Origin of the sequence: Bacillus sp. FSL M8-0350, from assembly GCF_038593345.1 — a bacterium.
In the GTDB taxonomy this organism is placed as follows: domain Bacteria; phylum Bacillota; class Bacilli; order Bacillales; family Bacillaceae; genus Bacillus; species Bacillus safensis.
In genome coordinates, this window is record NZ_CP151985.1 from 3,224,208 (window position 1) to 3,241,452 (window position 17,245).

The 17,245-nt window shown below is 42.6% G+C and carries 16 protein-coding genes, 1 tRNA gene and 1 pseudogene; 4 read left to right on the top strand and 14 right to left on the bottom strand.

Annotated features, from left to right (window positions below; genetic code table 11):
* Nucleotides 1-5: 5 nt before the first annotated feature.
* The 9 genes and pseudogenes from abc-f to NSS80_RS16940 form a co-directional block, all read right to left on the bottom strand.
* Nucleotides 6-1,582, bottom strand: a pseudogene (abc-f, locus tag NSS80_RS16900) (ABC-F type ribosomal protection protein).
* A 314-nt stretch (nt 1,583-1,896) separates the two neighbouring features.
* Entirely contained in the window at nt 1,897-2,667 is a 771-nt protein-coding gene (locus NSS80_RS16905; RefSeq protein ID WP_041115617.1) for a dipeptide/oligopeptide/nickel ABC transporter ATP-binding protein, read from the bottom strand.
* Nucleotides 2,661-3,479 (bottom strand): ABC transporter ATP-binding protein, encoded by an 819-nt coding sequence (locus NSS80_RS16910; RefSeq protein ID WP_041115616.1) that lies wholly within the window; start codon nt 3,477-3,479, stop codon nt 2,661-2,663. The genes NSS80_RS16905 and NSS80_RS16910 overlap by 7 nt, the downstream gene beginning before the upstream one ends.
* Nucleotides 3,442-4,329 carry a nickel/cobalt ABC transporter permease gene (gene opp1C, locus NSS80_RS16915; RefSeq protein WP_317221816.1) on the bottom strand — a complete coding sequence of 296 codons (888 nt, stop codon included), beginning with the start codon at nt 4,327-4,329 and terminating at the stop codon, nt 3,442-3,444. Before opp1C ends, NSS80_RS16910 begins: the two co-directional genes overlap by 38 nt.
* Nucleotides 4,330-4,334: 5 nt before the next feature.
* Nucleotides 4,335-5,264 (bottom strand): nickel/cobalt ABC transporter permease, encoded by a 930-nt coding sequence (gene opp1B, locus NSS80_RS16920; RefSeq protein ID WP_041115615.1) that lies wholly within the window; start codon nt 5,262-5,264, stop codon nt 4,335-4,337.
* Between the two features lie 15 nt (nt 5,265-5,279).
* Nucleotides 5,280-6,920, bottom strand: a complete 1,641-nt coding sequence (gene nikA / locus NSS80_RS16925) for a nickel ABC transporter substrate-binding protein (protein WP_041115614.1) — start codon at nt 6,918-6,920, stop codon at nt 5,280-5,282.
* 119 nt (nt 6,921-7,039) lie between these two features.
* Entirely contained in the window at nt 7,040-8,209 is a 1,170-nt protein-coding gene (locus NSS80_RS16930; protein ID WP_317221815.1) for a macrolide family glycosyltransferase, read from the bottom strand.
* A 168-nt stretch (nt 8,210-8,377) separates the two neighbouring features.
* Nucleotides 8,378-9,268: an ABC transporter substrate-binding protein gene (locus NSS80_RS16935; protein WP_317222504.1), complete on the bottom strand. Its 891-nt coding sequence runs from the start codon at nt 9,266-9,268 to the stop codon at nt 8,378-8,380.
* Nucleotides 9,269-9,441: 173 nt separating this feature from the next.
* Nucleotides 9,442-9,517: transfer RNA gene (locus tag NSS80_RS16940), tRNA-Arg, on the bottom strand.
* 253 nt (nt 9,518-9,770) lie between these two features.
* Here NSS80_RS16940 and clpP point away from each other — a divergent pair.
* Nucleotides 9,771-10,367 (top strand): ATP-dependent Clp endopeptidase proteolytic subunit ClpP, encoded by a 597-nt coding sequence (gene clpP / locus NSS80_RS16945; RefSeq protein ID WP_007500118.1) that lies wholly within the window; start codon nt 9,771-9,773, stop codon nt 10,365-10,367.
* A gap of 58 nt (nt 10,368-10,425) precedes the next feature.
* Here the strand turns inward: clpP and NSS80_RS16950 are convergent, their stop codons facing one another.
* Nucleotides 10,426-11,004 (bottom strand): TIGR00730 family Rossman fold protein, encoded by a 579-nt coding sequence (locus tag NSS80_RS16950; RefSeq protein ID WP_252049832.1) that lies wholly within the window; start codon nt 11,002-11,004, stop codon nt 10,426-10,428.
* Between the two features lie 137 nt (nt 11,005-11,141).
* Here NSS80_RS16950 and NSS80_RS16955 point away from each other — a divergent pair, with 137 nt between their 5' ends.
* A complete protein-coding gene (locus tag NSS80_RS16955) occupies nt 11,142-11,483 on the top strand; it encodes a MazG-like family protein (RefSeq protein WP_252049833.1) in 342 nt (113 codons plus the stop codon).
* A 27-nt stretch (nt 11,484-11,510) separates the two neighbouring features.
* Here the strand turns inward: NSS80_RS16955 and NSS80_RS16960 are convergent, their stop codons facing one another.
* Together NSS80_RS16960 and NSS80_RS16965 are read right to left on the bottom strand one after the other, a co-directional pair.
* Nucleotides 11,511-13,133, bottom strand: coding sequence for a SulP family inorganic anion transporter (locus NSS80_RS16960; protein ID WP_252049834.1), 1,623 nt, complete (start codon nt 13,131-13,133; stop codon nt 11,511-11,513).
* 37 nt (nt 13,134-13,170) lie between these two features.
* A complete protein-coding gene (locus NSS80_RS16965; protein ID WP_317221814.1) occupies nt 13,171-13,752 on the bottom strand; it encodes a carbonic anhydrase in 582 nt (193 codons plus the stop codon).
* Between the two features lie 553 nt (nt 13,753-14,305).
* Here NSS80_RS16965 and NSS80_RS16970 point away from each other — a divergent pair.
* Nucleotides 14,306-15,283 (top strand): D-glycerate dehydrogenase, encoded by a 978-nt coding sequence (locus NSS80_RS16970; RefSeq protein ID WP_342498354.1) that lies wholly within the window; start codon nt 14,306-14,308, stop codon nt 15,281-15,283.
* Between the two features lie 376 nt (nt 15,284-15,659).
* Nucleotides 15,660-16,148, top strand: a complete 489-nt coding sequence (locus NSS80_RS16975) for a ribonuclease (protein WP_041115611.1) — start codon at nt 15,660-15,662, stop codon at nt 16,146-16,148.
* 53 nt (nt 16,149-16,201) lie between these two features.
* On the opposite strand, the gene NSS80_RS16980 is transcribed toward NSS80_RS16975, so the two are convergent.
* Nucleotides 16,202-16,945 carry an arylamine N-acetyltransferase gene (locus tag NSS80_RS16980; protein WP_252049835.1) on the bottom strand — a complete coding sequence of 248 codons (744 nt, stop codon included), beginning with the start codon at nt 16,943-16,945 and terminating at the stop codon, nt 16,202-16,204.
* Between the two features lie 38 nt (nt 16,946-16,983).
* Nucleotides 16,984-17,241, bottom strand: a complete 258-nt coding sequence (locus NSS80_RS16985; RefSeq protein WP_024423549.1) for an HPr family phosphocarrier protein — start codon at nt 17,239-17,241, stop codon at nt 16,984-16,986.
* Nucleotides 17,242-17,245: the final 4 nt, after the last annotated feature.

Here is a 17,245-nt window from a genome sequence, read left to right on the forward strand (position 1 = left end):
TTCTTTTACGACTCCAAAGACTTTTTTTGTTTCAATAATGCTTGAAATGTCTCTTCAAGCTCTTGCGACGGCTCAATACTTAAACGGCTGAGCACTTCAGACAGCTGCATATCAATTAACAGAAGCTCCTCTTCTCTATTTGTCACAGCTGGTTTTTCTTCCTTTTGTTTATAGGCTTCATATGTGCCGTCAAATCCTTCAATACGTTCCTCGTGAATATGGAAAATACGAGTGGCAACCTCTTCAATCAGCCTGCGATCGTGGGAAACAAACACAATGGTACCTGGGTAATCCTTCAATAGACCTTCAAGTGCTTCAACTGCCGCCAGATCTAAAAAGTTCGTCGGTTCATCCAGCATGAGAACATTGGCATCACTGACGAGTAAGGACGCAAGCATCTTCTTCACCCGTTCTCCCCCGCTTAAAACCTCAACAGGCTTATGCACATCATCCCCTCTAAATCCTAGTCTCGCCAAAACCGTTCGAACCACTGTCTCATCTTGAACTGCCTCTTTCAGCGCATTTTGTAAAATCGATTCATCTACCTTCAATCCTGACAGATCCTGACGAAAATAGGCTAGCTTGACAGTTTCTGAACGAGTAACGCCGGGGTCTCCATTCACTAACATACGGAGAAATGTCGTTTTGCCGCTCCCGTTTTTTCCGATAATGGCAACCTTGTCTCCGCCCCTCACTTCCACATTCGCCTGCCTCCATAGCACTTTATCTCCCGCCTTGCCATCTACATTTTCCACTCTCAAAATGGTACGGCTTGCTGTTTCCTTCATCGTATGCTGAGTCATTTGAATAGGCTGAATGTCCTTTACCTTCTCCACCTTTTCTAATTTCTCCATCCTTGTTTCAATGGATTTGGCTGTTTTTTGCAGTTTTTTTGCTTATTTGCATAGTAGGGCTTTGCAATTTTAGGTCCTGAGGATTTCACCTTTTGGGAGGGCTTTGTCGCTTTGTCCGCCTTTTTCTTTTTCTTTTCCAGTGCATGCTCTAACTGTTTTTTCTTTTGTGTATAGGCTTCATACGCTTCCACCTGCTGACGATGTGCCAGCTCTTTTTGCTGTGCAAAATGTGTGTAATTGCCTTTGTAATGATGAAGCTTTCCATGATCCAGCTCCCAAATCTCCGTACATATTGCATCTAAAAAAGCACGATCATGTGAAACAACAATGAGAGCTCCTTGATAATGACGCAGCTTATCTTCCAGCCACTCAATATGCTCCGTATCCAAATGAGTGGTCGGTTCATCTGCTAATAAAAGGGCAGACGGCCGGCTTAATGCTCTTTCAATATAAGTTTGGGTCATTTCACCGCCACTCTGTCTGCCATCTCCTTGTTTCAATTGAGGAAGCAGCGTACAGACCGCTGTGGCGGCAACCGTACCGCTGTCTGGTGTTTCCTGTCCTGCCAGCACATGCAATAAAGTCGTTTTTCCGCTGCCATTTGTCCCTACAAGACCAATGCGATCACCTTGATGGATGGCGAGTTCCTCAATATCAAATAACAAGCGATCTTTTCGAAATACCTTTAACTGATTGGCTTTTAATAACATCCAATCCTCTCCTTTCATATCAGGAGACATGAAAAAGCCTCCCATTCTCAGAATAGGAGGCAAAATGGTGTACAAAAATAAGCGGATTGATCGAGTATGGTGTGCCGTTCATATTTGAACACACACATCCCACGTATCAATCACTTCATTTTTTGATTCCCAAGCTGTACCATCCTATTCCGAAGCTAAAAAATGAAAACGCAGCAAACATGGCAAACTGATCGTTTGCTCACTGCCTTCGTTCGTTCATTTTGCTTACAGGTCATAGGATTAGTACTTCATTGCATTGGGTCACCCTTCCGTTGTTTGTTACGTATACGATAAAAGATTGGTTATTTTTTGTCAAGCTGAAATGGCATAAGTGAGTCGATTAATTGGAGTGTAAATGGATGGGACACTTCAAACAGTTCGTCCTTTTTGCATTCTTCCACTAGGCTTCCTTCATGTAAAAATAGAAGGCGGTCACATAGATACACCGCTGCTTCTACATCATGAGTAATGAGAAGCATGGTCATGTCTAGCTCTTGTTTTAATGTCTCAAGCAGCTCCAATATTTGTACTTGAACAGAGACATCCAGTGAGCTCAAGACTTCATCTAGTATAAGAATGGCTGGATGCGTTGATATAGCTCGTGCGATGCACACTCGCTGGAGCTGACCACCGCTTAGCTGATGAGCATATTGATTCAGCACAGACGAGGGCAGCCTGACTTGCTCAAGTAATGACAAAACCTTCTGATCCAGATTCTGATTCTGCTTTAACAAACGCATCGGTTCTGCTATGATCTCTTTCACGGTAAAGGAAGGGTGAACAGAAGATAGATAATCTTGAAAGACAACACTCATTTTCCCCCGATTCACCCTCCGCCATTTGTCAGCTGTCATACCATCAATCTGTACCTCTCCTCCATCTATTTTTTCTAAACCGAGCAGGATACGTGCCAATGTACTTTTGCCACTGCCGCTCTCACCGACTAATCCGGCACATTGTCCTTTTTCGATTTGAAACGAAACATTTGATATGCGGTCTTTTGATTTCCTTTGATTTGAAAAAAGACCTTTCTTCTCACCGTGTTTGACTAGATCGATAGCTGTGATCAACATGGAAACGCCTCCACTCTCTTCTGCCGCCGCAGTGCTTCAGTAGGGGCAGATAATCGAAGCCTCGTCTCAAGTAAATGCTTTGTTTGGGGATGCTCGGGTGATGTGAACACTTCCTTGGCTGACCCATGCTCAAGCATTACTCCTTGGTGCATAACCATCAATTCATCAGCGATTTCCTGAACGATGCCTAGATCATGCGTTATGACGATTAAGGTAACACCCGTTTCTTCCTTTAAACTGTGTAATTGTCTGATGACTTCACGCCGATTAAAGGCATCAAGTGATGCAGTTGGCTCGTCTGCAATGATCACATCTGGAGAAAGCATCATCGTGATGCCAATCATCACACGCTGAAGCATTCCTCCAGACAGTTCATACGGATATTTTTTCATCAAATCATATGGATTTTTTAAATGGACACGTGTAAGCCCAGCCATAGCATGTGCTTTCCCTTCTTTTCCTCGTAAGCCCAAATGCTGCTGAAATGTTTCCACCATTTGATGACCAATCGTTTCGATAGGGTTGAATGCATTCATGACATCCTGTGAGATGAAACCTATTCGTTTCCCCCGCCATTGATGCGCTTCTTGATTTGTTAATGTTTTGCCGTCAAAAATGATCGTTCCTTCCACTTCTAGCGAAGGGGCGACAAGATCAATTAACGCTTTGGCGACAGTTGATTTTCCACTGCCACTTTCCCCAATGATGGCTAAACAGCGTTGTTGATGTAAAGAAAATGTGATATTCGTCACTATATTCTTTTGCTGCTGTGGATCATGTACGGACAGATTTTTTACGGCGATTAAAGGCAAATGGCCTCATCCCTTTCTTTCTGGTATGATGCATGGCAGGATTCGCGGCATGCTGAAGGCTGTCTCCTAAAAAGCTCAACGCCATGACCACAAACAAGATGGCAAGTCCAGGCGCAAGCATATGAGCTGGATGTGTCACCATGACATTCTTCGCCTCGTTGAGCATCATGCCCCATTCTGGTGTAGGTGCACTCACACCTAATCCAAGAAAAGACAGTGCTGATATATTTAAGATCACCCAGCCCGCATCAAGTGTCGCAAAAACAGCCATTTCTCCTGAGATGCGAGGAAATAGATGTCTCCTCAATATGTAAAGGGGTTTGCCGCCTGTCACCTTTGCAAATTGAACAGAAGGTTCATTCGCATATTGAAGGACAGACGACCGAATCATTCTTGTATACCAGGCCCATTTCGCTAGGACATTGGCCAAAATAATATTGAATAGTCCAGGTCCGAGTATTCCCACAACCGCAAGAATCATCACCTCTGCTGGAAAGGACAGCATGACATCACACAGCCTCATCAAAACCCCATCCACCTTTCCTCGAAAGAAGCCTGCCATGAGTCCAAGTGCGCTGCCAATGAGCATCGTGATACACATCGTCAGCATAGCCGCAAGCATTGTTGTCCGAATGCCATATAAAAGCCGCGATAATACACATCTCCCCAGATGATCCGTTCCGAGTGGGTAAGTAAGACTGATACCGGCATATTTTTGAAGAATGTTCGTATTTGTTGGGTCATGTGGTGCTAACATTGGAGCAAACAGTCCAGCTAATGCGACAAGCGCTAACAGCCAGATTGAAAGAATCGCCATACGGTCTTTTCTTAATTGATGCCACCCTATCATTGTTGTCATACCTCCTTTCGCAATTGCGGATTCATGGTCATTTGCATCATATCAGCGATGAGATTGCACATAACAAACAGGAACCCCATCACAAACAAATAGGCTTGAATAATAGGGAAGTCAGCATGGAAAATAGCCGTTACACACAACCGGCCAACCCCTGGCCAAGCAAAAAGGTTCTCAATAATGACGGTTCCCGCAATGAGCTTTGGAATAGACATGCCAAGTGCTGTTACCGCTAATTGCAGGGCATGCCTCATGACTTTCAGTTGAACGGTTCGTTCCTTTAAACCACGTGCTCTTGCATAAAAAACAAAGGGCTCGTGCTGAAATTTTAGAATTTGATTACGTATGAGTCTCACATAGGTCGATAAGTAGCCTAATGATAATGTGACAGCTGGAAGAAGAATCGATTTGAACCCTTCCATTCCACTCGTATTAACCCAATTGAATTTGACAGAAAAAAGCCAAATCAACAAAATTCCCAGCCAAAAACTAGGCATTGAAGCGGCGATAAACACAAAGGCTCTCAATAAACGGTCCATCCAAGTGTGAGCAGCATATGCACAGATCCCCCCGAACAATAAACTGAGCACTATGATAAAAAAGAGCGCTGCTCCTGCAAGCTGCAATGTCGCAGGCAGCGCCTCCATGATAAGATCAAAAACGGGCTCCTGCGTGACATAGCTCCTACCAAAATCACCTGTTAATCCATTTTTAAGCCATGTCGCATATCGGATGAAAAATGGCTGGTCTAAGCCTAACTCCTGCCGCATCGATTCAATCATTTCTTCTGTTGGAGTGACTTGATTCACCCGCAAAGCGACCTCTGCTGGATCACTTGCCCGCATCGTCAGCAGTACAAAAGCAAAGAAGGTGATGAAGATCATAAGCGGGAAAAGCATCATTATTCGTTTTAAGAGATAGCGAGTCATGTCTCTACCTCCGTTTTATGACGCAAAATACATACGGTCAAATGGGATTTCATACTGAGACACATGAAAACCTACGCCTTTCAGGCGCTTATTATAAACAGCCTTTGTCACAGAATAAGAGATTGGGAGGTAGACATTTTCATCATGGATATACGTTAATATTTCTTGATACATTTGTTTCCGCTTTTGCTCATCTGGTTCTACTAATACTTCCGTAATCGTCTCGTCCAGCCACTTTTTCTTTTTCAGTCCTAATTGAGCTTGATAATCAGCATGGGATGCTACACGGAATGAAGAGACATAAGTTTGTGGATCATAAGGAAGCCCCCAAGACAGCGAGTACATCAGATCGAACTTTCCTGTTTTTTGGCGATCTAAGAATGCCTGTTTTTCTTCTCCTCTAATATCCAGCTTGATCCCCACCTGCTTGAAGTCTTGTTGAATCGATTCACTGATCGTTCTTTCCCCTGCATTATCGGAATTATAGTAAATAGCCACACTCAGCAGTTTGCCATTTTTATAGCGATACCCGTCTTCTTTCATCCTCCAGCCTGCCTCATCCAATATTGCCTCTGCTTTCTTCTTTTGATAAGTTTTCTTTTTCAGTGGAATATCTGCGTAAGGGACAGAAGGAGCAAGCAATGTGTGTGCCACCTTTTCCGTTCCATTTAAAATGCCTTCAGTGATCATGTCCTTTTGAATGGCGTATTGAAAAGCTTCTCTTATTTTCGGATCTTTTGTGATTGGCTGGTTTGAATTAATCACAATCGATCTTGAACCAACAGGAGGGCTCACGGTGACACCATATTGCCCTGCTTCTTTTAAAGCCTGGAATGAGTCTCCATCAATCATGTCACCATCTGCTCCAAATAAAAGATCAATCTCTCCTTTTTGAAGCGCAAGTAAGATGGTTTGGTGATCCGGCATGACTTTCCATTTCACAGTTGAAATTTTCGGCTTTTGCCCCCAATAGTGATCATTCATTTCAAAAACGGCATATTGATTTTTCTTATGTTCCTTTAGCACATAAGGACCTGTACCTGCATAGCTTTTAACTCCTTTTGCAGTCGTTCCATCAATGAAGCTTTTTGGAGAAATAAAACGGAAGGGGCGTGTTAAGCCCAGCTCTTCTAACGTAGGATAATAAGGCTCTTTCAACGTGAGAACAAATGTATCGTCATCTACCGCCTTTGTGGATTTGATTTCAGATACGAGATTAAGCCAAGCGTTCTTTTCAATATTTTTGACGACAGCATCAATATTCAATTTCACTGCCTTTGCATTAAAAGGCTCACCATCTGAAAAAGTCACACCTTTTCGAAGATGAAAGGTATAGGTCCTTCCATCCTTTGATATGTCCCAGCTTTTCGCTAAGGCAGGCTGAACGCCCTTCTCTGTATTGACGACAAGCGATTCAAACACCATATTTTGAGCAGCCATCTCTCCACCGTATAGATGAGGATTGATGTCCCTGATATCTTTTGTGCTTGCATACACGAGCTCATCTTCTTCTCTATCATTGCTGGAGGATGCTTTGTTTTCAGAGCATGAGGCCAATAAAAAACAAGCCATCACTGAAAACAGCATCAAGGTGTATGTCACGTAGGGATGCCTTTTCTCATATTTCTTCTTTATGTAAACAGGTTGATCACTCATATGCACTTCCCCCAATTCAACATTATCGTAATCATTACGATTATTAATCGAAATGATTACGAATTGAATATTAGCATACAGAAATGGGAAATACAACGTCTTTTCATAAAAAAACAGACTCATGATTGAGTCTGTTTCGCTTGTATGAATTGGTCGATCACCCTTAATGCTTTTTCTGTTCCACCTGCTGCTTGGAAGCTCTCTTCAATTTTCTCAATGCCCGCACGGTACGTGTCACTGCCTAAAACCGTCTCAACAGTTTCTCTAAGCTGCTTTGCTGTCAGATGATCTTTATCGAGTGTACAGGCAGCAGATAATTCGGTCAGTCTTTGTGCCACCATCGGCTGATCTTTGTCGACTGGAATGACGACCATCGGAACGTGATAATGAATCCCTTCATTGACACTATTCATGCCGCCGTGCGTTATAAAGACATCTGTCAACTCGAGCACTTCAAGCTGCGGCACATAAGGCTCGATGAGAAAATGAGCAGGCGCCTCTTTTAAGAGAGAACGATCCACTTTTTCACCTGTTGCGATAATCACTTTTCCGTCAAAGTCTTCGAAAGCATCTATACACATATTAAAAAATGCTTCTGTATCCCCAAGAACGGTGCCCATGGAAATAAAAACGACTTTTTCTTGCTCAAGTGCTTCCAGCGGGAAATCATGCTGGTCGGCTCTTTTTAGAAAACTAGGTCCAATGAAGACAAATGAATCGTTTAATGAATCAACAGACGGCTGGAAATATTCACTTGTATAGACGATATTCATTTCTCCACGATTTTTCATGAATTGCATCAAACGTGTTGGCTGAACGCCAAAACGCTCTTGTATTTTTTCTAACAGATGATCGGCTTTCTCATCCTTTCTGTATAGCGGTGTATCAAAATGCGCCTCTTGCAGCACAAAAGATGGGTTGGAACCGATGCTCGGAATGTGTAAGTAATCTCGCACAAGCTCCCCTGCCCCAAACATATCGAAGTAGACCAAATCAAATGAATGCTTCTCGGAAAGTGTTTCCACCACCTCTAAAATATCATATGATGTTTGCAGCATGGCATGAAAGAACGGCTGCATAGAATCTAAATCTCCTTCTTCCACATGTAATGTCCGAATATAGTCTGGATGTATATGTACGTGAGCGCCTAAGCGTTTAATTCGTTCCTCATAATGTACAGTTGTGACCGCATGCACTTCATCGCCTCGATCCGCCCATGCTTTAATCATTCCTAACATAGGATTCACATGTCCTTCAGCTGGAAACGTAATCAATAAAATCTTCGCCACAAGAAATCCCTCCTCATTGTCAATTCTCTTCCATGTTAATCATATACAGCGAACTGGCTCAACAAATACGCCTGAAAAGGGAAGAAATGAGTCTTACGTCCAGTATTTCATGATGAAGTGGTATGAAAAAAGACAAAGTCTCCTAATGAGCACTTTGTCTTTTTCACATTATGATTTGAGCAGCATTTTTTTTAATGCAGCAGATTGTTTTTCAATGGAGATTGGATCAGCATAGATAAATTCCTTGATTGAGTAGTACAGGACATGCCCTTGCTTCACCGCTTGATTTTTCTTCCATACACCGCTGTTCGTAATATCAAGATTTGGCTCTTTTCCATCCTTTGTTGGTACAAGTAAATAGTCCCCTGTATACTCGTTCATCTCTTCTAGTGAAATCCCGAGATAACCTTCCTTTGGAAGTGCCTTTTCTGCCTTTTCAGGCAAGCTGAATCCATAGCCTTGATAGATGACTTCCCCGCCGCGGCCAAAGTCCGTACCAAATAAGTACACTTGCTTTGGCTGGACATCCATAATGGAGAATGTCTTGTCATCACCAATTTTCGCTTTCACTTCTTCCCCGTCTTTCTTCAGCTTCTCGTCCATTTCTTGTATTTGTTTTTTCGCTAACGCTTCTTTTCCAAGAATCTTTCCAATTTCAATATGCATCTCTTTGAAGCTGTGTTCACTTGTCGTAAACGTGATCGTTTTGGCAATCTTTTTATATTTTTCAATCTGTTCGTTTTGTGAATAAGCAATGATCAAATCAGGCTTCAGCTTTGCAATTGCCTCCACATTTTCAATCGGTACCCGCTTCACACCTGTTTCATCTAAAAATGATGATTTAGGATAAACATCCGTCATGCCAACAGGTGTCACACCTAACTTTTTAAAGTTCCCAAGCTGCGCTGTTAACACAACAATCCGCTTCGGTTTGGCAGGAATGGTGATCTTTTCACCCGTTTCCGTTGTATATGTACGCGTACTTGCTGCTTGCTCTTTATTCTCTTTCTGCCCGCATGCCACTAACAGCAGTGCCAGCAGACTGACCAGCCAGATCATTTTTTTCACTTACGAAACCACCTTTAATTGAGAATGATTATTAATTATAGCATAAATAAACATTCATAGATGAAAAGTTTTAAAAGTGAATCATACATATAGCGGAACGAAAAAACCCTCTCCAAAGGAGAGAGTTTCGTGAGACCATTGTCTATCGTAAGCAAGGTCAAGTACGCGCTCGGAGGGATTCGAACCCCCGGCAGACGTGGTACCGGAAACCACCGCTCTATCCAACTGAGCTACGAGCGCACGATATGTTTTTTGAACGTCAGCATATCAAATTATAAGGGAAATGCTGCAAGAAAGCAATGATTAATCATTCGTCTTGATGATGTATTTTCTTCTTTTGGATACATAGAATAATATGCTGGTTTGAAGTGGAATGATTTTGGGGAAAATGGATACGGGTATTTGAATTTAGGTCAGCGTTTTGTTTGACCTTTATTGACCAAAAATGTATCATTGAATTACATACTTACCTAAAAGGTGAAGGAGGAACATTATGAATTTAATACCTACAGTCATTGAGCAAACAAATCGTGGGGAAAGAGCTTACGACATTTATTCTCGTCTTTTAAAAGACCGTATTATCATGCTTGGTTCTGCGATCGATGACAATGTTGCCAACTCCATCGTGTCACAGCTGCTTTTCTTAGAAGCTGAAGATCCAGAAAAAGATATTTCTATCTACATTAACAGCCCTGGCGGTTCAATCACAGCTGGTATGGCCATTTACGATACGATGCAATTTATTAAACCAAAGGTATCAACTATTTGTATTGGTATGGCTGCATCTATGGGTGCGTTCCTGCTTGCTGCTGGTGAAAAAGGTAAGCGTTATGCTCTTCCAAACAGTGAAGTCATGATTCACCAACCACTAGGCGGTGCCCAAGGTCAAGCAACAGAAATTGAAATTGCGGCAAAACGAATCCTTTCTTTACGCGATAAACTGAACCAAGTACTTGCTGAACGTACTGGTCAGCCAATTGAAGTCATTGAGCGCGATACAGATCGTGACAACTTCAAAACAGCGGAAGAAGCACTTCAATACGGACTCATTGACAAAGTCTTGACCCGTAATACAGAAGAACAAAAATAATGATCACAACACAAACCGTCTGCTCCTTGAACAGACGGTTTTTTGTTTTCATCATACTTTAAGACAGCTCCGTCCATTTCTGCTGAAGAGACGGTGTTTGATAAGAAGCCATCTGCGTGATTAATTCCTCCGGTTCACTCGAAGCATGTAACAATTGAAGGTGTGATTCATTCGAAAAACCTTCTTGTATACTAAATTTCACCATGTCCATGAGCGGTTTGAAATAGTCATTCACTTGATACAATCCAATTGGCTTTTGATGAATGCCGATTTGTGCCCAGCACAGCACCTCAAATAATTCTTCATATGTACCAAAGCCACCTGGCATCGCAATAAACCCATCGGCCAGCTCGCTCATTTTCGCTTTTCGTTCATGCATGCCTGTTACCTCAATTAACTCTGTCAGCTCTTGATGCACGACTTCTCCTCTAAAAAGCCCCTTAGGCATGACACCGATCACTTGCCCGCCATGTCTCATGACCTCATCGGCAATCGCGCCCATTAACCCAATACGCGATCCTCCGTAAACAAGACGAATGCCCTGCTTCGCCATATAAGCACCCAGCTCCACAGCCTTTTGCTTGTAGACATCACTTACACCTGGATTCGAACCAGCAAACACACAAATCGTTTTCATCAAAACAGCTCCATCTCTCTCTATGATTTCTTCACCCACTCATTCTACTATAATGATTTGTAAAGAAACAGCCGTTTCTTCTATATATAGTGTAAAATCAAAAGAGTGAATACCATATAAGGAGTTGTATAGAGCGAATGCAAACAATCGAGATGGAGAAGTGGATCAAAAATTTTTATCAAACGAGAAATTGGACAGAATACGGACCGTTTATCCGGTTAGGCTTCTTAATGGAAGAAACGGGAGAACTCGCTCGTGCTGTTAGAACAATAGAAATCGGACGAGACCGGCCTGATGAGCAGAGGCAGGAATCACCTGAGCTAAAAAAAGAACTCATTGAAGAAATGGGAGATGTCTTAGCAAATCTCCTCATTTTAGCGGATCAATATGATGTCACAGTAGAAGAGGTCTTCAGCGCTCATCAACAAAAACTCAACAAACGCTTTTCTGGAGAAAAAGAGCCAGTAAAAAACACGTGACCAAGCTGTCACGTGTTTTTTTACGCCTTAAAGATGCTGTGGTGAGATGTCATCCGTTCGTTCAAAGAAATGCTGTTTTCCGATATGATGGAATAGACCTGTTCGATGCAAAAGCTCCTTAGGCTGTGATTGAAGTCCAACGATCATCAGCTTTCCATTATGATGCTTTAACCGATTGGAGATATTCATTAGAACCGCTTCTGCCGATGTGTCCATGTAATTGACTTTATTCATAAGCAGAATGAGCGTTTTCGGTTTTGTTTGAACATGATCCAATATCGAATTTTCTAATGAATCTGTTGTTCCGAAAAAGAGCGGCCCTTCAATGGAATACATACTGATCCCTTTCTCCTCTGTCTGTTTTTCTAAAGCAGCTGCTGTTTCCATTTGAGGAACGGCGACATTGGTATGAATATTGGTCGTCTGGCTCATTTTTTTGATAAAGGCGATAAACGCTAAAATGAGACCAGCAGTGACGCCAATAATCAAATCACCGATGACCGTGAGCAGGAAGGTCACAACCAGTACAAGCGAATCAGCGTTTTTCACTTTCAAAATATTGATAAACTCTTTTCTCTCACTCATATTCCAAGCAACAAACATTAAAATCGGTGCCATTGCAGCAAGTGGAATCATCGACGCATACGGCGCAAATACCATTAAGATCAGCAAGACGACAACGCCATGCACAACACCAGAAAACGGACTAGCCCCGCCATTTTTTATGTTCGTGGCCGTTCGGGCAATAGCACCTGTCGCTGGAATTCCTCCGAAAAGCGGTGCCGCCATATTGGCAATTCCTTGCCCCACAAGCTCTTTATTGCTGTCATGCTTAGAGCCTTTCATATTATCAGCGACCATTGCGGATAAAATCGATTCCACGCCGCCTAAAAGCGCAATGACAATTGCTGGAGGCAGGAGGTATATCATTTTTTCAATCGTCAATTCAGGAAAAGCGAAGGTTGGCAGCTGACGAGGGATTTCACCATATGCAGAGCCAATCGTTTCAACTTGTCCTTGAAAAAAGAGAACGGCTAGAAACGTAGAAGCCAATAGACCTAATAGAGCACCAGGTATTTTGGGAATGTATTTTTGTGCCGCCAAAATCACGATGAGCCCGATGACGGCTGTGATGATGGCGAGACTGTTTGAGGTCCCAAGATGGACCACGATTTCTCTCATATTGAGGAAAAAGCTTTCATGTTTTTCAACACCCTTTAATCCGAGGAAGTTGGCAATCTGTCCTGAAAAAATAATGACAGCAATGCCAGCAGTAAAACCGATGATAACCGGACGAGGAATAAATTTCATGAGCTTCCCTAGTTTGAATATTCCGAATAATACAAGCATACAGCCTGCCATAAAACCGGCAATGAGCAAGTTTTCAATACCGTACTGGCTGACGATCCCGAATAAAATGGGAACAAACGCCCCGGTCGGCCCGCCGATCTGATACTTTGAACCACCAAACAATGAAATCAAAATGCCGGCAACGATGACTGTATATAATCCATATTCTGGTCCGACACCAGATGCTATGGCAAATGCCATGCCTAAAGGAATTGCCACAACCCCCACGACAAGCCCAGCGATTAAATCGCGTCTAAACTTTGATGAATTGTACCCTTCAAATCTTCCATAAAAACGCATGGTATGTGTTGGCCTCCTTCAAGTATGTGTAGATGATTTAGGTATACTGCGGGTCAATCAGTTTATCTTTCACAACGACATCCAGCTTTCCTGTTGCTGGGTGAATCACCAGTCCATGAACAGCCACATCACTTGGCATCAGTGGATGCTCTTTCACTAATTTCACACTTTGGGCCACGCTCTCTTCAACTGAATCAAAGCCTGTCAGCCAGCCCTTTAAATCAACTCCTGAGTTTTTCACAATGCTTAAGCATTTCTCTTCGATTCCGCGTGCTTTCGCCTTTTCAAGTAAAGGGTCCGCCGCAAGACCTGCCATTCCGCATTCATGATGCCCTACAATGCATACTTCCTCTGCCTTTAGTTCATAGATGGCTAGCAGGGTACTCCGCATCACACTGCCGAACGGATGTGTCACGATGGCGCCTGCATTCTTAATGATTTTTGCATCCCCGTTGCGCAGTCCCATAGATTGCGGCAATAATTCCAAAAGACGGGTATCCATGCACGTTAAAATAACCAGTTTTTTCTCAGGAAATTTCCCCGCTTTGTAAGGCTCATAATGTCTCTCATTCACAAACTCTGAATTGTGCTGAAGAATCTGTTCTAATTTTGATCCCATTTTGCCATCTCCCATCTTTTTTTAAGTAACGTAAGCTCGTGCCTGTCCTCCTTTTCTTTCTTGTGTTCTCAAGAATAGAGAAGAAAAATGATAGAAAAAAAAGAAAAAAATGAGAAAACGATGAGAAGAAATATCATCATTTTCTCTATTTTACGCTGCATCCCAACGGCTTCGCGGGTTTGTTTTCAATCTATTGTTCTCATCACACCAAAAGACAATAAAATGGTTTAGTAGAAAATGACCATCCCGTTTAATACATTTCAAATATAATAAATTTTCTATCAAAAAGTCTCGATCTATTTTCCAGTTTGTCAGATAATCTCTCGTAAAATTTTACAATTTCACATGTCTCATCTACTATCAGCTTATTTTTATATAGATAAAAAATGCATCAGATGGCATAAGAATCTACTTTTTCACTAAGAAAATGTCTTTCTTTACCGTTATTTCAGTATATTAAATATTGAGCTGCTAACATTCAAACGTGTTCTGCCGAAATCGTTGCTATATAATAAAAGGAGTAAGATGACCATGTGAAAGGAGCGAATTGACTGTGACACCACACATTTTTGTCGCCAAATCCTTACCTGCCTCTTTTGAAGAAATGCTAAAGGAACATTGTACATACGAGGTTTGGCAATCCAAAGACCCTATTCCAAGAGACATGTTGTTTGAGAAGCTGCAGCACGCTGATGGTCTTTTAACGTCTGGAACAAAAATCGATCAAGAGCTGTTAGATCACGCACCAAAACTCAAGGTGGTGAGTAATAACTCTGTCGGCTATGACAATTTCGATATAGAAGCGATGAGGCAAAGAGGCGTGATTGGTACGCACACTCCTTATACCCTCGATCATACCGTGGCTGACCTTGCCTTTTCGCTCATTCTCTCCTCTGCGCGAAGAATCGCCGAGCTTGACCGTTTTATCCGTGAAGGAAAATGGACGAAATTCGTACAGGAGGAAGAGATCTTTGGCATCGACTTACATCACCAAACGCTCGGTATTATTGGCATGGGACGTATCGGAGAACAAGTGGCCAAACGGGCAGCACATGGTTTTGATATGAACGTTCTTTATCATAACCGAAGCCGGAATGAAAAGGCTGAAACGGCGTATGGCGCTGTCTATTGTGCACTTGATGAACTTTTAAAACAAGCTGATATCATCGTGTTGATTACACCGCTGACCGAGGAAACGTATCATATGATTGGGGAACGAGAATTGAAGTTAATGAAGCAAACGGCTTTATTTGTAAACATTTCCCGCGGGAAAACAGTGGATGAAAAAAGCCTCATTCAAGCACTTCAGGAGGGATGGATCAAAGGCGCTGGTCTTGATGTGTATGAGCAGGAACCGCTTCAAGAGGATCATCCTTTCAAAGAGATGAACAATGTCACCCTAGCCCCTCACATCGGTTCCGCTACTGAAACAACAAGGGATCTCATGCTGAAACGAGCCATTCATAATGTGATTCATGGAATAGATGGGAAGGCGCCTGTTGATGTTGTGAAGGAGCTTGCTTCATCTTGAACAGAAAAGACGCAGAAACTGCGTCTTTCAGATGGTTGACAAAGGGCTAAAATGATCTTTATTTTAGCTCTTTGTCTTCTTTTCAGCGTGATAGAAAACCTTTGCAGTCTAGGAAGGACGGCTACTTTTGCGGAGCGAATTTGACATTCGTGAGCACCAGCGCGCAGGACTGACAAAGAATGCGAGGGTTTGTCTACACGCTGAAAGACGCAGAAACTGCGTCTTTTTATTTATTTCTTTTAGGAGACATCAGGAGAAAAGACTCATTTTAGCAAATATCCTGATTCTTTACATTTCCTTTATGTTCGGGTGCTATAATATGAGCTAGACAAGCATCAAGAGGACGGCATCCGATTTCCTTAATAGGAGGATGAAGATGAAAAGATTAAGTTCGATTTTTACTATGTTCGCTCTGATCGCTGCTATTCTGTTTTCTGGATTTGTCCCGCAGCAAGCTCATGCAGAAACACCTCTTACACCAACAGCCACAACTGAAACTGCTTCTATTCAGCTCACGCCGGATGTGCGTACCCTTGCCGTCATTAATACGTTTGATGGTGTAGCAGATTATTTAATTCGCTACAAACGACTGCCTGATAACTACATTACAAAATCACAAGCAAGTGCTCTCGGATGGGTGGCATCTAAGGGAAATCTAGCCGAGGTGGCGCCAGGTAAAAGCATTGGTGGAGATATTTTCTCAAACCGGGAGGGACGTCTTCCTTCAGCAAGCGGCCGAACATGGCGTGAGGCAGACATCAACTACGTTTCAGGCTTCCGCAATGCTGACCGTCTTGTGTATTCAAGCGACTGGCTCATTTACAAAACAACAGACCATTATGCGACTTTCACACGTATTCGATAATCAATAAAAAAGACAGCCCCTTTTGATCTAGGGCTGTCTTTTCGTATGGTGGTTTACGGTATAAGCTTTTTTACATAATCCTCAAAAGGAATCGGAAGCGGCTTTTTCGACACTTCTTCATGCTCATGTGTGGTGACATGATCCTCAGTAACGACCACACGTCCTGTTGGCGTGAGCTTTGAGGCAAGCGGTCTTTTGTTAAAAGTAGAGGATTCATTTTCATAAATCTCGTGTCTCAATTGGCACAATGCATCCTCATCCACCTCGTTCAAAGTGAACGCATAGCCTGTTTCAGCGCCATCTCCTTTATCTAATTGGAGCAGATGTGTCCCTTTTTCGGTTTCCTTTGCTTTGACGCGAAACCGAATAGACGCTCCTTCCACCCAATCTTCTGTAAAAGGCACAGGCTGGAGAGGTAAATTCACACCAAATCCCGCATCAATGAGAAAGCGTTCGTTATGATGTTTCAACATGATGGCTACATGCGTGCCATCAATGGCCCACGTATCCGCTTCTTTGATATACACTGTTCCTTGAAGAAGCTGTACAGAGAGCCCAGCCTCTTTTAACACATAGTATAAGAGAGGATTGAGATCGTAACAAAGACCTCCTCTGTTTCCTTCAAGTAGATGCTGCTTCAACCCTTCTTGATTCAAAGCGTAGGATTGTTTGTTCAGAACAGCTCTATTTTCAAACGGAAAGGTAAAGGCCATTTTTTTTAATACTACAGGCAAGTCATCAAAGGTGATGGACTGGCCTTCATATCCGATCTTCTGTAAAAAAGCTGTTTGAATCATGACATTCCCTCCTAAAAAAACTGAGCCTTTGAAGAGACTCAGTTTTCTTGATTGATAAAATCCGTTAACGCCTCAATGGCTTCTTGCTCATCCGCACCATCTGCAATCAGTGTGACAGTAACCCCAGAGCTGATCGCAAGACTCATGAGACCCATAATGCTTTTCGCATTGACTTTTTTCCCATCTTTCTCTAGAAAAATATCAGCACCAAAGCGATTGGCTTCTTGTACGAACAAAGCAGCTGGACGTGCCTGCAAGCCTGTTTTCAGCTGGATGGTGACCGTTTTTTCCACCATATGA